Below are 14,262 nucleotides of genomic sequence, written 5' to 3'. Positions count from 1 at the left end.
ACGGTGGTGTGTCAGCTGGTGGTGGTCGCGGCCGGCGCGTGCGGCTCCGGGGCGCCCCAGCGGCTCGGGCCGCAGGGCGGTGCCGGCGCCGCTGTCGTGCCGCGTTCGGAGACGGCCGCGTAGAGGACGACGTGGGCGATCGCATAGTCACGGGTGTGCGAGAGGCTCACGTCCGCACCGGTGAGGCCCAGCCGGCCGGCGGTGGCCGCCGCGCGCCCGGTAAGCTCGAGCCGGGGCCGGCCGCTGAGCTCGCGCTCTATGCCGATCTCCGTCCAGCCCACGCCCCGGCTCATGCCGGTGCCCAGGGCCTTGAACGCGGCCTCCTTGGCGGCGAACCGGGCGGCGAGCCGCTCACCGCTGCGCCGTCCGCCGCGCAGCGCGTAGGCCAGCTCGGCGGCGGTGAACAGATCCGGCAGGCGGTCCGGGAACCGCTCGGCGAGGCGAGCGAGCTTCTCGGTCTCCACGAGGTCCACGCCCACCCGCACCAGCTCAGCCTGCGGTTCCCGGACCGTCATGATCAGGCCCGGGAGGCGACGAGCTCGGTCAGGTTCGCCACGGTGAAGTGGCTCATGACGTCCTCGGGCGAGAGCTTGCCGTCGAGGTCCTTCTCCGCGATCTGCGGCATGACCTTCTTGAGCTGGTCCATGCCCTTGGGGGTGATGACGTCGGCGTCCTCGTCGCCGAACTCCTCGTCGGGGATGCCGCCCTGGACGTAGCTGGCCAGCTCGTCGGACTGGATCTTCACGCCGGTGGCGCGGTCGATGCGGAAGAGGATGTCGAGCAGGTCGATGGACTCGGCGCCCAGCTCGTCGAGCAGGGTGGACTCGGGCGAGATCTCGTCCAGGTCCAGGGCCAGTGCCTCGGCCACGCAGTCGCGGACCTTCTCGTAGAGCTCGGTGTTGGTCTCAGCGATCGAAGCGGTCATTGCGCTCTCCTTCTGTGTGTCGGTCCGAGCGGTATGCTCGGCGGATCCTTCGGGGTGGTCGGGTGGTTCGCGGCGCGCCGGTCGGCGCGGGTCACTTGGGCCGGCCGAGGCCGAGCTGGGCGGCGGCGCCGCCGTCGACGGCCAGGCACTCGCCGGTCATGTAGGCGGAGTCCTCGCCTGCCAGGAAGGACACGACGCCGGCGATCTGCTCCACAGCGCCGAACCGGCGCATGGGCAGCTGCCTCTTGATCCCCGCGCCGGACTTCGCCACGAGCTCCTCGACGAGCTCGGTCGGCACGAAGCCGGGCATCACGGCGTTGACGCGGATGCCGAAGCGGGCCAGCTCGACGGCCGAGCAGCGGGTGAAGGCGTTGATCGCGCCCTTGGAGGCGGAGTAGTTGGCCTCGCCCACCCAGCCGCGCTCGCCCATGACGGAGGACATGTTGATGATCGAGCCGGTGCCGCGGGACATGAAGTGCTCCAGCACGGCCTTGGTGCCGTTGAAGACGCCGCCGAAGTTGACGTCCATGACGGAGCGCCAGTCCTCGGTCTGCATCGACGAGATCAGCACGTCCTTGGAGATCCCGGCGTTGTTCACGACCACGTCGAGCTGCCCGAAGGCCTCGATCGCGCGGGCGGCCGCGGCCTTCATCTGCTCGAGGTCGGCCACATCGCCCTGCACGGCGATCGCCTCCACGCCGAGCTCGCGGAGCTGCTCGACGGTCTCCTGCGCGGCCTCGGCGCCGGAGCGGTAGTTGACCGCCACGTCGAAGCCGTCCTGGGCCAGGCGCAGGCTCAGCGCGGCGCCGATGCCGCGGGAGCCGCCCGTGACCAGGGCGGCCCGGCGCCCGGCGCCCTCGGTCTGGTTCTGCTCGCTCATCTGATTCCTCTCGGTTGCAGCTGACATGTGCTTCGGGTCCGGCTCTTTCAGGAACCGGCCCGAGCGGCTTCGCGCAGCGACGACGGCCCGCCGAACGACGGCACGGCCCCGGGGAGCCCGTGGCGCTCGGCGGCCAGCTCGGCGACGGCTCGGCCCGAGGTCAGGGCCCGCAGCGACGACTCGCCCTCCTCCGACCAGTGCCCCGCCAGCAGCAGGCCCTTGAGCGGGGTGACGTGGGGCAGGCGCTTGGAGGCGGTCTGCGACGGGGTGTTCTCCCAGCCGTAGGCCGCTCCCCGGCGGTTGCCCGTCCAGCGCGCGTAGGTGGCCGGCGTGGCGGTCTCCATCAGGTCGAATCCGTCGCGGAATCCCGGGAAGGCCGTCTCGACGGCGGCGATCATGTCCTCTGCCAGCTCGGGCTTGGCCGCCGACCAGTCCCGGGACAGCTCGGCCGGCACCAGGCCGGTGATCGTCACCGAGTGCCTCCCGGCCGGGGCCATGCCGGGATCCACCAGGGTGGGCACCGAGGCCCAGAGCCCGCCGGGGCGCCCGTCCTGCAGCTCGGCCCAGGTCCGGCGGTGGTCCCAGTGGCGGAAGACGATGTTCTCGTCGACCATGCCCAGCTGCTGCGGGTCGCCGTCGAAGCCGCCGAACAGCGTCACGGCGGAAGGGGCCAGCGTGTAGCGCTCCACGCGCCGCTTCCAGGACGCGGGCAGGGCGTCCCAGCCCACGAGCTCTGCCAGCAGCGCGGTTCCGTCGGAGGCGCCGATCACGGTCTCGGCCAGGATCTGCTCGCCGTCGACCAGCTCCACGCCGGTCACGGCGCCGTCGGCGCTGAGCACGCGGGTGACCTCGGCGCCGGTGCGCAGCGTGCCGCCGGCCGATTCCAGCCCGCAGACGATCGCATCCACGAGGGACTGGAAGCCGCCGCGCGGGAACCATCCGCCGGTGTGGAAGGTCTCGAGCATCTGGTTGAACAGCAGGAAGGACAGCCGGTCGGGGCTCGAGCCCAGGTACGGCCAGATCGCTCCCATGACGGCGCGGGCGCGCTCGTCGTCCAGGTACGGCGCGCTGGCCGACTCGACGGTCGAACGACGGTGCTCGAGCACGCGCGGGACGCGGGCCATGACCGCCTCGATGTCCTCGGCGAGATCGAGGCGCTGCGGCATGGACGAGGTCTGCTCGTAGAGCTCGCGGCGCATCTCGAACAGCTCGGCCAGGCCGCGGGCCTGAGCCGGGAACGCGTCCTGATGCGCGGCCAGGAAGTCCTCGCGCCCGGTGGGGGCGACCATCGAGAAGCCCGGCAGATCCACCCGGTAGATCTCGCCGAAGCGCTCGAAGACGACCTGATCGGCCACGCCCAGGTGCTCGAGCAGCAGGCCGATATAGGCCTCCGGCCGCGCCTCCACGGTCACGTGGACGGCCGGGTCGAAGGTGAAGCCGTCGCGGGTGAAGGAGCGGGCGCAGCCGCCGGGGCCGTCGGCCTTCTCCAGGACGACGACGTCCAGCCCGACTCGGGCCAGCAGGGCTGCGGCGCTGAGCCCGGACAGGCCCGCGCCGATCACGATCGCATCGTGGCGGGCGCTCATGCGTCGCGCCCGGTGCTCGCAGGAGCCGGCGCGGTCCAGTCCAGAGTGATCCCGGCCCAGATCCACTTGGTGGCCTCGACGCCGATCAGGCTGACGCGCTGGCCGACCTCGATCATGCCCGAGCGCCAGGCGTGATCGAGGAACAGCGGGACGGCGGCCGAGCCGCAGGCGCCGGTGTCGGCGAGGTTGTCGAAGACCTTGCCCTCGAGGGCCTTGAAGTCGGCGTTGAGCGTGCCCTGCTCCTCCATGGAGTCCAGCAGCCAGCCCACATTGCCCTCGGGGATCAGGCACCAGTCCAGATCGGCCGGTGTCGCCCCGGCGGCGGCCAGGGTCCCGGACAGCGCCTCCAGGACCATCACGGGGGTGAACTCGCCTGCTCCGACCACGTCCACGCGCAGATCGACCAGGCGCTTGGTGCGCTGCTGCTCCACGAGCGGCTTGAACGTGCCTCCGCCCACGGCGTGGATGCCGGGCTTGCGGTTCCCGCCGATGGCCTGCTCGGCCCCGGGCTCGAGGCCCTTCGACTCGTCGTCGGAGGCCTCGACCACGATGGCGCCGGCGCCGTCGGAGAACATGTAGATCGGCACGCGGTCGCGCATGCGGATCTTCTCCTTGGGCATGGCCAGGTAGGTCCCGGCCAGCACCGGGGAGATGCACTCCGAGCCGATCACGAGCACGCGGCGCCGCGTGCCGGCCGCGATCTGCATGCGCGCGATCTCCAGTGCCTGCACCGCGCCGGCACCGGCCGAGCGCAGCTCCATGGTCGCGACCTTCTCCAGCCCCAGCTGCTCCTGCACGTAGCCGACCGTGGGCGGCAGCGTGTACTCGGGGGTTCCGGTCGAGAGGATGATGCCGTCGATGTCCTCCGGGACCAGTCCCGCCGAGTCGAGGGCGCGACGAGCGGCCTTGGTCGCCATGTCGGCGTTGGACTCGCGGTGCTCGCCGGTGCGCGGGTCGATCAGCCAGAAGCGCTGCTGGATGGACAGCCCCTCCAGGACCTCGGCCGGCAGCTCGCCGGCCAGCTCCTCGATCACGTCGTTGCCGATGGGCTCGCCGGGCTGGTAGCCGCCGACGCCGGTGATCCGTGCTCGTGCCACCGCCCCCGTCGCGTGCATGCCGGCGCCCTGTCCCTCGAGCGCTGTTGCCTGTCCAGCCATGCTGCAGCCTCCCTCTGGCCTGTGGTCCTGCTCGAGCGGTGTGCTCCACCGCCGTGCGGCACGGAGAGGGCACCGATGCACTGCACGCATCGACTGCGCCTGCCCGTCGAGCCCGCAGCCTCACCGGCTTCCGCGCCGCGCCCGCCTGGCGCACCCTTCCCAGGGGCGCCGTTGTTCGCGGGCGGTCCCGGCGCGGACGTCGCACCGCGGTCATCGCCCTGGATCAGGTGGGCTCGCGCGGCGCGAGGTTCCGGTCACTGCCGAACTCGAGTATTCATCGTGGCACGTCACGGGCCTGCGTCCAGTCTTAAGTGCATTTTCGCGGCGTGATTGTCCCCCGAGCGGGGAACGTGATCCCCCAGGAGTGTGGACACCCCGTCTCGCCCGGACCGGACACGCCCCGTCACATCCCCGCCCGCGCCGCGCGCCCTCCCAGGCCGGTGCCCCACGATGAAGGGGATCTCGGCCTCCGCACGGCCGCCGCACCCCACCAGGAGGACAGGACATGGATCGCACGGACCGCACGCCCGCCCCGCAGCAGGACCCGCAGACGCGGGCCTCCGGAGCTCCGCGCACGATCGCCGTGATCGGCAGCACCGGGCAGCTCGGACGCAGCGCCGTCGAGGTCTTCGCCGCCCGCGGCCACCGCGTCCTGGCAGTGGCCCGCGGCCGGCAGACGGACCTGCCGGCCGGCGTCGAGGCCCGCGTGGCCGATGTGACGCGCCCGCAGACCCTGCCGGGGGCGCTCGAGAGCGCCGAGGCCGTGCACCTTTCCCTGAGCGGAGGCAATGATCCCGAGCAGATCCGCGCCGTCGAGGACGAGGGCGTGCGGCACGTGGCACGGGCGGCCGGGCAGCTGGGCATCACCCGGATCTCGATGATCTCCGGCATGTACGCCCGCCCCGAGTTCGCCGATCACCCCGGCGAGGGAGCCAAGGTCCGCGCCGAGCAGCACCTGCTGGCCGCGCGCACACCGGCGACCGTCTTCCGGCCGGCCTTCTTCGCCGAGACCCTCGAGTCCTTCGTGCAGAACGGGCGCGGCATGCTGCTGGGCTCGCAGCCGCACACCCTCCACCCCATCATCAGCGCAGACCTCATGGATGCGATCGCGCGCAGCTACGCCATGCCGCAGGCCCAGGACCGCGTCTTCGAGGTCACCGGTCGCGAGCCCATGACGCTGAAGTCCGCGCTGCGCCGCTACCTGGAGGCCACCCGCCCCGGGGCCAAGGTCACCGTGATGCCGCTGTGGTTCATGAGCCCCGTCAATCGCCTGTTCATGAAGGGCGGGCTGACCCGCGCCCTGGACACCATGGGACTCATGCAGGCCCACGGCGAGATCGCCGACCCGACGACCTACTTCCAGGTCTTCGGCGAGCAGACCACCCCGTTCGACACCTGGCTCGAGCAGCAGCCGGTGCGCAGCGCCTGAGCCGCAGCCCCTGCGCGCTGTCGCCCCGCGCCGCGCTGATAGCCTCAGCGGGGCCGCAGACCGCGGCCCGTTGTCGTGTCGGCATCCCGACGAGGAGGCGGTCGTGCAGCTGCTGGACCCTGAGGCGGTATTCCGCGCTGTCGACCTGGCGGGGGTGTTCGTCAACGCCGTGCTCGGCGGAGCGATCGCCCGCTCCCTGAAGCTGGACATCATCGGCTTCCTGGTCCTGGCCGTGCTCTCCGGGCTGGGCGGCGGCATGATCCGCGATGTCCTGCTCCAGAACGGCAGGCCGGTGGCCCTCAGCGATCCGACCTACCTCATCACCGCGCTGATCGGCACGGGCCTGATCTTCAACCTCCCGATCAAAGGCCGCTGGATGCACCGGGCCCTCTCGGCGGCGGATGCGCTGGCCCTGGGCTGCTGGGCCGCCACCGGCGCCTCCAAGGGACTGGCCGCCGGGCTGGGCTGGATCCCGGCGATCATGCTGGGCATGATCACCGCGGTCGGCGGCGGCGCCGTGCGCGATGTCTGCATCGGCCGCGTCCCCGGCATCTTCGGCGGCAACACCCTCACGGCCACCACTGCGTTCGCCAGCGCGTTGACCATGGCGGCCGCGTGGGAGCTGGGTCGACCCAACTGGGGCATGGGGGCCGCGATCCTCCTGGCGGCCCTGCTGACCGTGCTCACGCGCACCCTGGGGTGGACGCTTCCGGGTCAGGGCGGCTGGGATGTCGGCTCCGCAGGGCGGCAGCTGGCCCGCACCGCCAGCGCCAAGAGGCCGCGGATCGTGGTGCACAAGGGTCGGCTGGGCCGGCAGCGCAGCCAGCGCAATGAGCAGGCCCGCACGGGGATGATGCCCATCGTCCAGGTCGAGCGGGAGGACTCCGCCGCCTCGGACAAGGACGACGACTGAGCGCACTCACCTGCCGCCGCCCGGGCTCAGCGCCCGCCTGAGGCCAGCAGTCGCAGGCCCTCCTGCCGGCGCTGCAGCACGATCTCCAGGATCTCCTCGGCCACTGCGTCCTCGACGAGCAGCGGCGCCGAGATCCGCTCGGCTCCGGCGTCCGCGGCCCGGTCGTGGAACTGCCCCGGCGCCAGCAGGAACGACGCCGCCGTGACCGGCCGCCCCGTCCGCTTCCGCACCGCCTCCACGGCCTCCGGCGCCGATGGCTGCGCGGCCGAGACGAAGCCCGTCTCCACGGGGCGCCCCAGACGCCCCGCGAGATCCTGCGCCTGGGCGCGGACATCGGCCACCGCGCGCGCGTCGGAGGAACCGGCGGCGATCAGCACGACCGGATCCTCGCTGCGCTCTCCTGCCCCGGCCGCGGCGTGGCCGTCTTCGGCCGCAACGGGCTCCTGCTCAGCCTCCGCCAGCCGGCGCGCGAGCAGCGTGGAGAGCCGCGGATCCGGTCCCAGAGCACCGACGACGACATGGTGCAGCCGCCCGTGCACGGCCAGCTCAAGATCGTGGCGCACGTGATAGCCGGCGGACAGCAGCAGGGGCACGATCACGACCGGGCGATCAGCCAGCTCGGCGCATCGCTGAGCGACATCCGGGGTCTGCACGTCGACCCAGGTCTCGACCACCTCGGTTCCCGGCAGCAGGCGCCCGACCTGCTCGGTGATCCGTGCCGTGGCGCGCTGAGCCGTCGGCGAGCGCGAGCCGTGCGCGCACAGCAGCAGGACGGGGTCGACCTCGGACCGGGGTCCAGGGGCTCCGGCGCCCCGCGCGCTCACGGGCGCAGCGCCACGACGACCCGGCCCTGCGGGGAGACGGTCGCGTCGTGGACGGGCAGCTCGTAGGCATCGGTCGTGAGGCACTGGCCCGTGCGCAGGTCGTAGACCTCCTTGTAGAGCGGGGAGGCGATCGTGGGGGTCCCGTCGAGCGTGGCGCCCACGATCCCGCGGGCGATCACGAGCGCGCCCGAGCGGGGATCGGCGTGATCCACCGCGGCCACGGTGTCGTCCGGCAGCCGGAAGACGGCCACCTGGCGGCCCTCGACCAGGGCGACCTCGCCCCAGCCGGTCTCCAGGTCCTCGAGGCGGCATATCTCGACGGCGGTCGTGGCGCTCATGATGCGGCTCCTTGCCTGGGTCCTCGGGCGCGGCGAGCGCCGTGCCCGGTGTGCGAGCCCTCCGCAGGAGGTCTCGAAGGGCGCCGCGAGCTCGGCGCGGCCCTGTCGTGAACCGTACCCGCAGGCCGCTGCCGCGCGCAGGTCCCGCAGCATCTGAAGGCAACTGAGGTCCTCCTTGCCCGGGGGCGCGTGGTCTGATCGGAGCGAGCCCACCCGCGATGCGAAGGAAGCCACTCATGTCAGAGACCACCGCCCAGGACACCTCGACCGGACGCCGGATCCTCGTCATCGGAGGCGGCCCCGCCGCTCACCGCTTCGTGCAGTCCATGCTCAAGCGCGGGCTCGGCCAGGACACGATCACGGTGCTCTCCGAGGAGCAATGGACCCCGTACGACCGCGTGGCCCTGGAGAAGCTGTTCGTGGACGCCGAGCGCGACCTCACGCTGGGCGATCCGCAGATGTGGCAGACACCGGGCATCGAGCTGCGCTCGGGCCAGCGCGCCGCCGAGCTGGACGTCAAGGCTCGCACGGTGCTCACCCGCAGCGGCGAGACCTTCGCCTACGACGAGCTCGTGCTGGCCACCGGCTCGAACGCCGCTACCCTGAACATCCCGGGCGCCCACCGGGTCCACGTCTTCCGCACGATCGACGACGTACGCGGCATCGTGGCCGAGGTCGAGCAGCTGAAGCAGAAGCTGGGGCGCGCCCCGCGCGGGGTGGTCGTGGGCGGCGGTCTGCTCGGTCTGGAGGCCGCCGCCGGGCTTCTGGATCTGGGTGCGGAGGCCACCATCCTGGACGTCGCAGAATTCCTGCTGTGCACCCAGATGGACCGCGAGGGCGGACTGGCCGTCAACTCGCTGATGCGCGAGCAGGGCCTGGACGTGCAGTGCTCGAGCTATATCCAGGGCGTGGAGCTGGACGAGCAGGAGAACGTGATCGGCGTGAACGTCGCCGACGGCCCCGGCCCCGAGGCGGTGGTGCGCCGGCTCGAGGCGGACATGGTCATCCTGGGCGTGGGCATCCGCCCCCGCTCCGGCCTGGCGCGGCGCTCAGGCTTCCATCTGGACCCGCGCGGCGGCGTAGTCGTCGACGAGGCCTGCCGCACCTCTGTGGCCCACGTGTGGGCCATCGGCGAGGTCGCGCACATCCTGGGCCAGACCTGGGGCCTGGTGGGCCCTGCCAACAAGATGGCCGAGGTCGTGGCCGATCGCCTCCACGGCGGGGACGGTGAGGTCTCCGGCTTCGACACCTCGACCCGGCTGAAGTTCGCCGGCGTGGACGTGGCCTCCTTCGGCGACGTCTACGCGACCACGCCCGGGGCGATCGAGGTCGACTACTCCGATCCGGTGGCCGGGATCTATCAGAAGCTCGTGGTGGCCGAGGACCGCGAGACCCTGATCGGCGGCGTGTTCGTGGGCAATGCCGAGCCCTACGACGCCCTGCGCCCCCTGCAGGGCCGACCGCTGCCGGCCGAGCCGGCTCGCTACCTCTCCGCGGCCGGCGGCGACGCCCCCGAGACCGAGCTGCCCGATGACGCCATCCTGTGCTCGTGCAACGGTGTGCCCTTCGGGGAGATCCGCCAGGCCGTGCGCGACGGCCACCAGTCCGTGCCGGAGCTGAAGAAGTGCACGGATGCCGGCACCCAGTGCGGTTCGTGCGTTCCGATGATGCACAAGACGCTCGAGAAGACCATGGCCGAGATGGGCCTGACGGTCTCCAAGGCGCTGTGCGAGCACTTCGAGCTCTCGCGCGCCGAGCTCTACGCGGCGGTGCGCGCCACCGGCATCCGCACGTTCCCGGAGGCTCTCGAGCGCTTCGGCAGGGGTCAGGACGGCTGCGCGATCTGCAAGCCCACGATGGCCTCGATCCTGGCCTCGCAGCCGCATGCCTACGTGCTCGACGAGGGCCGCGGCACCCTGCAGGACACCAATGACCGCAACCTGGGCAACATGCAGAAGGACGGCACCTACTCGGTGGTCCCGCGCATCCCGGGCGGGGAGATCACCCCGGAGAAGCTCGCGGTGATCGCCGAGGTCGGACGCGAGTACGGGCTCTACACCAAGATCACGGGCGCTCAGCGCATCGGGCTCTACGGCGCCCGACTGGAGGAGCTGCCCGAGATCTGGAAGCGCTTCGTGGATGCCGGATTCGAATCCGGGCAGGCCTACGGAAAGTCCCTGCGCAACGTGAAGTCCTGCCTGGGCTCCACCTGGTGCCGCTACGGCGTGCAGGACTCCGTGGGCATGGGCATCCGCCTGGAGAACCGCTACCGCGGGCTGCGCTCACCCCACAAGTTCAAGATCGGCTCCTCGGGCTGCGCCCGCGACTGCGCGGAGTCCCAGTCCAAGGACATCGGCGTGATGGCCACCCCCGAGGGCTGGACGCTGTATCTGGGCGGCAACGGCGGGGCGAATCCCGCTCACGGCAGGGTCTTCGCCGAGTCCGTCTCGGAGGCCGAGCTCGTGCAGTACGTGGACCGCTACCTCATGTACTACATCCGCACCGCGGACAAGCTGCAGCGCACCGCCCGATGGCTCGAGGACCTCGACGAGGAGTACGGCGACGGCATCGTCCACCTCAAGGCGGTGCTGATCGACGATTCCCTGGGCATCTGCGCCGACCTGGAGGCGGACATGCAGCGCCAGGTCGAGGGCTACGAGGACGAGTGGGCCGCGACCCTGCGCGACCCGCAGCGCCTGCGCCGGTTCCGCCCGTTCGTCAACGACCCGGATGCCTCGGACGACTCCGCCCGCCAGTACGTGCTCGAGCGCGAGCAGATCCGCCCGGCCACGCCGGAGGAGATCGCCGCCGCCGAGGACGGCACGGGCCCGGTGCTGATCTCCGGGACCCGCATCCCGGTGAGCGCCCAGGGCTGACCCGCACTCCGCCGGGGGCGTGGACCAGACGACCGGCCTGCCGTTCTAGGCTGATCACATGCTTCTCGACACCTCTGTGGACGGCGTTCGCCTCCTGCTGCTCGGCGCCGACGACGACTCCCGTCCGGCCAGGCGCTTGCGCGCCGCCGGCGCCGAGGTCCGCGCGGTCGCCGGCCCGGCTGGTGCCGCCGGTGCTGGTTCCGGCGCCGCGGCCGAGGCGGGTGAGACACCCGGCGACGAGGCCCCTGCCGAGCAGGCCCTCAGAGGCGGGGCACCGGGACTCGTCGTCGTGGTCGGCGATCGCGCCCCATGGGAGCAGCTGCTGCTGCGGCTCCGTGAGGTCCACGGCCCCGTGCCGGTCTCGGTCGTGCCCGCACCCGGCAAGGGCGTGTCCCTGGTGGGCGGCGGCCCCGGTGCGCCGGAGCTGATGACAGTGCGCGGGCTGGAGGCCGTGGCCGATGCCGACGTCGTGCTGCTGGACCGGCTGGCCCCGCAGGGCGTCGTCGAGGCACATGCCCCGCACGCCGAGATCGTGCGCGTGGGCAAGTGGCCCGGGCACCACCCGGTGCCCCAGGAGCAGATCCAGCGCCAGCTGCTCACCGCGGCCTCCCGCGGCCGCCGCGTGGTGCGCCTCAAGGGCGGGGATCCGTACGTCTTCGGCCGCGGCGGGGAGGAGGCCGCCGATTGCGAGTCCTGGGGCATCCCCGTGGAGACCGTTCCCGGCATCACCTCCGCCGTGGCCGTGCCCGGCGCGGCTGGCATCCCACTGACCTTCCGCGAGGTCTCCCGGGCCTTCACCGTGGCCTCCGGGCACGTGCCCTTCGACGACGACGAGCTGGCCGGCTTCGCGCGGCTGCTGGGCACCGGAGCCACCCTCGTGGTGCTGATGGGGGTCTCCACCCTGCCGCAGCTCGTGAGCGGGCTGATGCGCGCCGGGGCCTCCCCCGAGCTGCCGATCGCCGTGGTGGAGAAGGGCTTCTCCCCCGATCAGCGCACGCTCACGGGCCAGCTGGACAGCGCCGTCGTAGACCTGGCCTCGGCGGTCTCGCCCGCGGTGACCGTGATCGGGCCGGTCGCCGCGCTGGCCGCCGAGGACCGCGAGCGCGTGCTCGGCGAGCTCACCCCGCACCGGGCCGTGGCACCGCCCGACACCGCGCAGAAGGACCTGCCGTTGGCCGGGCGGCGCATCGCGGTGACCGCCCACCGCCGGGCCGAGGACCAGATGGGCGCGCTGCGCCGTCGCGGGGCCGAGGTCCTGGCCGCTCCGTCGCTGAAGCTCGTGCCCGTCGAGCAGGAAGAGCAGGTCATTGCCGACACGCGCCGCCTGCTGGCCGCACGCCCGGGGCTGTTCGTGATCACCACGGGCTACGGCTTCAAGCGGTGGTGGGAGGTCGTCGAGGCGGCCGGGCTGTCCCAGGAAGCGCTCGAGGTGCTCTCTGAGGCCGATCTGTGGGTGCGCGGGCCCAAGGGACGGGCGGCCGTGCGCAATCTGGGGCTGCAGGACGCGGGCATCTCCCCCGACGAGACCCTGCCCCGTCTCGTCGACCTGCTGCAGGAGGCCTACGGCCGCGGCCTCAGCGGCGCCGTGGTGGGCTGGCAGGAGAACGGGTTCGCGGATCGGGGCCAGCGTCAGCGCCTGGCCGAGGCCGGAGCGCAGATCCTGACGGTCACTCCGCACCGATGGGCCGACGCCGATGAGACCGGCGCCGTGCCCGAACTCGTGCGCGAGGTCTGCGCGCGACGGATCGATGCAGTCACCTTCACCTCGGCCGCCGGCGCCCAGGCCCTCGTCTCCGCAGCCGCCGCCCTGGGACTGGCCGAGGACTTCGCCGCGGCCTTCCACCCGGGGCAGGACGCATCGGCCCGCGCGGTGATCGCGGCGACTGTGGGGCCGGTGACCGCTCAGCCCCTCGAGGAGGCCGGGATCCCCGCCCTGGTGCCCGAGCGATTCCGCATGGGCGCCATGATCAACCAGCTCTGCGACGTCCTGGGACCCGGGCAGCAGCGCTGAGGCGCACTGACGAGTTCAGCGAGCCGGCGTCGGGGCTGCCCGATACCCTCAGCAGCAGAGACCGCCGAGCCGCGCACAGGTCGCCGCGCGGCATCCGAGGCACTGCCCGTCCGCACAGGGCGGGATCCCCCACACATGAGGAAGGCCCAGCACATGACCTCCGCCTACGACCCCACCGAGCGCCAGCCCATCTCCTCGCTGTCGGACATCACCGCCGCGGACATCGCCTCGCGCGTGGATCACACCCTGCTCAAGCCGGAGGCCTCCGCGGAGGCCATCGACCAGCTGTGCGCCGAGGCCCGTGAGCACGGCTTCGCCTCGGTGTGCGTCAACGGACTGTGGGTGGCCCGTGCCGCCGAGGCCCTGGCGGGCTCGGATGTGCTGGTGTGCACCGTCGTCGGATTCCCCCTGGGCGCCTCCACGCCCGAGGCCAAGGCCTGGGAGGCCCGCGAGGCCATCCGCAACGGCGCCCAGGAGATCGACATGGTCCTGGACATCGCGGCCGCCCGCGCCGGCGACCGCCCCACCATGGAGCACGACGTCCGCACGGTGGCCGAGGCCGTCCACGAGGGCGGGGCGCAGCTGAAGACCATCATCGAGACCTGCCTGCTCGAGGACTCCCAGAAGACCGTCGCCTGCGAGGCAGCCGTGGCCGGCGGCACCGACTACGTGAAGACCTCCACCGGCTTCTCCACCGGCGGCGCCACGGTCCAGGACGTCGAGCTGATGCGCGCGGCCGTGGGCCGCGGCATCGGCGTGAAGGCCTCTGGCGGCATCCGCACCCACGAGGCGGCCGTCGAGATGCTGCGCGCCGGGGCCTCGCGCATCGGCGCCTCGGCCGGAGCCGCCCTGCTCGGCTGAGCCGCCGCGCTCGCGGGCCACGGCTGGGCTCGCGGGCAGGGGCTCGGAGCGGCCGCTGCACGAAGGACGTACACTGGCCGTCAGGAACCCGCACGATCGCGGCCGCACGCGCCGCACCATGGAAACGAGGACTCAATGGCTGTCGATGCCCAGGGACGCAAGGTCCGCCGTCATTCCGGCGAAGGCACCGGCGCGGTCAGCCTGATCCTGCTGATCGGCGCCATGGCCACCATCCTGGTGAGCTTCTACCTGTTCGCCCACCACGAGAACTGGCTCTTCCTGCTGGGCATCGGCGTCTACGGAGCGGCCCTGCTGGTGCCCACCGGGATCATGGCCTCCAAGACCCGCTCGCGCCCCGTCGGCGGGCACGAGACGGCGCTGGACCTGCCGGCCTCGGCTGCGACCAACATCAGCAAGCCCGCCGGCCACTGAGCCTCGTCCGGAGCATCTTCCGGCCCCTTC

13 protein-coding genes are annotated in these 14,262 nt (G+C 72.4%); 6 read left to right on the top strand and 7 right to left on the bottom strand.

The window, feature by feature from the left end; translation table 11 throughout:
* Positions 1–11 precede the first annotated feature (11 nt).
* From acpS to M3E84_RS07925, 5 genes are all read right to left on the bottom strand, one after another.
* On the bottom strand, positions 12–515 hold the full coding sequence (acpS, locus tag M3E84_RS07945) for a holo-ACP synthase (RefSeq protein ID WP_259895664.1): 504 nt from the start codon (positions 513–515) through the stop codon (positions 12–14).
* A gap of 2 nt (positions 516–517) precedes the next feature.
* Entirely contained in the window at positions 518–925 is a 408-nt protein-coding gene (locus M3E84_RS07940; RefSeq protein WP_006214242.1) for a phosphopantetheine-binding protein, read from the bottom strand.
* A gap of 91 nt (positions 926–1,016) precedes the next feature.
* Complete coding sequence (gene fabG / locus M3E84_RS07935) at positions 1,017–1,805, bottom strand: 3-oxoacyl-ACP reductase FabG (RefSeq protein ID WP_259895663.1); 789 nt, start codon at positions 1,803–1,805, stop codon at positions 1,017–1,019.
* A 47-nt stretch (positions 1,806–1,852) separates the two neighbouring features.
* On the bottom strand, positions 1,853–3,391 hold the full coding sequence (locus M3E84_RS07930; RefSeq protein WP_259895662.1) for an NAD(P)/FAD-dependent oxidoreductase: 1,539 nt from the start codon (positions 3,389–3,391) through the stop codon (positions 1,853–1,855).
* Complete coding sequence (locus M3E84_RS07925) at positions 3,388–4,548, bottom strand: 3-oxoacyl-ACP synthase III family protein (RefSeq protein ID WP_206390296.1); 1,161 nt, start codon at positions 4,546–4,548, stop codon at positions 3,388–3,390. Before M3E84_RS07925 ends, M3E84_RS07930 begins: the two co-directional genes overlap by 4 nt.
* A gap of 505 nt (positions 4,549–5,053) precedes the next feature.
* Between M3E84_RS07925 and M3E84_RS07920 the strand changes: the two genes are divergently transcribed.
* Positions 5,054–5,977 carry an SDR family oxidoreductase gene (locus M3E84_RS07920; RefSeq protein WP_259895661.1) on the top strand — a complete coding sequence of 308 codons (924 nt, stop codon included), beginning with the start codon at positions 5,054–5,056 and terminating at the stop codon, positions 5,975–5,977.
* A gap of 103 nt (positions 5,978–6,080) precedes the next feature.
* Entirely contained in the window at positions 6,081–6,890 is an 810-nt protein-coding gene (locus tag M3E84_RS07915) for a trimeric intracellular cation channel family protein (protein ID WP_259895660.1), read from the top strand.
* A gap of 26 nt (positions 6,891–6,916) precedes the next feature.
* On the opposite strand, the gene M3E84_RS07910 is transcribed toward M3E84_RS07915, so the two are convergent.
* Positions 6,917–7,714: a sirohydrochlorin chelatase gene (locus M3E84_RS07910; protein WP_259895659.1), complete on the bottom strand. Its 798-nt coding sequence runs from the start codon at positions 7,712–7,714 to the stop codon at positions 6,917–6,919.
* Entirely contained in the window at positions 7,711–8,052 is a 342-nt protein-coding gene (gene nirD / locus M3E84_RS07905; RefSeq protein WP_061710765.1) for a nitrite reductase small subunit NirD, read from the bottom strand. The genes M3E84_RS07910 and nirD overlap by 4 nt, the downstream gene beginning before the upstream one ends.
* 236 nt (positions 8,053–8,288) lie before the next feature.
* On the opposite strand from nirD, the gene nirB reads away from it, so the two are divergent.
* From nirB to M3E84_RS07885, 4 genes are all read left to right on the top strand, one after another.
* Positions 8,289–10,928, top strand: a complete 2,640-nt coding sequence (gene nirB / locus M3E84_RS07900; protein ID WP_259895658.1) for a nitrite reductase large subunit NirB — start codon at positions 8,289–8,291, stop codon at positions 10,926–10,928.
* 58 nt (positions 10,929–10,986) lie between these two features.
* Positions 10,987–12,939 (top strand): uroporphyrinogen-III C-methyltransferase, encoded by a 1,953-nt coding sequence (gene cobA, locus M3E84_RS07895; RefSeq protein WP_259895657.1) that lies wholly within the window; start codon positions 10,987–10,989, stop codon positions 12,937–12,939.
* A gap of 153 nt (positions 12,940–13,092) precedes the next feature.
* The gene (gene deoC, locus M3E84_RS07890) at positions 13,093–13,800 is read left to right on the top strand and encodes a deoxyribose-phosphate aldolase (RefSeq protein WP_259895656.1); all 708 of its coding nucleotides are present in this window, start codon (positions 13,093–13,095) and stop codon (positions 13,798–13,800) included.
* A 135-nt stretch (positions 13,801–13,935) separates the two neighbouring features.
* Positions 13,936–14,232, top strand: coding sequence for a hypothetical protein (locus M3E84_RS07885; protein WP_259895655.1), 297 nt, complete (start codon positions 13,936–13,938; stop codon positions 14,230–14,232).
* Positions 14,233–14,262: the final 30 nt, after the last annotated feature.

Origin of the sequence: Kocuria sp. p3-SID1428 (assembly GCF_025149945.1) — a bacterium.
Taxonomy (GTDB): Bacteria; Actinomycetota; Actinomycetes; order Actinomycetales; family Micrococcaceae; genus Kocuria.
Note: the sequence above shows the minus strand (reverse complement) of the source record. Positions and strands in the feature narration are given on the sequence as shown.

Bases quoted from the DNA above. Each gene is read 5' to 3' on its own strand.
- acpS (WP_259895664.1), bottom strand. From the start codon at position 515: ATGACGGTCCGGGAACCGCAGGCTGAGCTGGTGCGGGTGGGCGTGGAC.
- M3E84_RS07940 (WP_006214242.1), bottom strand. From the start codon at position 925: ATGACCGCTTCGATCGCTGAGACCAACACCGAGCTCTACGAGAAGGTC.
- fabG (WP_259895663.1), bottom strand. From the start codon at position 1,805: ATGAGCGAGCAGAACCAGACCGAGGGCGCCGGGCGCCGGGCCGCCCTG.
- M3E84_RS07930 (WP_259895662.1), bottom strand. From the start codon at position 3,391: ATGAGCGCCCGCCACGATGCGATCGTGATCGGCGCGGGCCTGTCCGGG.
- M3E84_RS07925 (WP_206390296.1), bottom strand. From the start codon at position 4,548: ATGGCTGGACAGGCAACAGCGCTCGAGGGACAGGGCGCCGGCATGCAC.
- M3E84_RS07920 (WP_259895661.1), top strand. From the start codon at position 5,054: ATGGATCGCACGGACCGCACGCCCGCCCCGCAGCAGGACCCGCAGACG.
- nirD (WP_061710765.1), bottom strand. From the start codon at position 8,052: ATGAGCGCCACGACCGCCGTCGAGATATGCCGCCTCGAGGACCTGGAG.
- nirB (WP_259895658.1), top strand. From the start codon at position 8,289: ATGTCAGAGACCACCGCCCAGGACACCTCGACCGGACGCCGGATCCTC.
- cobA (WP_259895657.1), top strand. From the start codon at position 10,987: ATGCTTCTCGACACCTCTGTGGACGGCGTTCGCCTCCTGCTGCTCGGC.
- deoC (WP_259895656.1), top strand. From the start codon at position 13,093: ATGACCTCCGCCTACGACCCCACCGAGCGCCAGCCCATCTCCTCGCTG.
- M3E84_RS07885 (WP_259895655.1), top strand. From the start codon at position 13,936: ATGGCTGTCGATGCCCAGGGACGCAAGGTCCGCCGTCATTCCGGCGAA.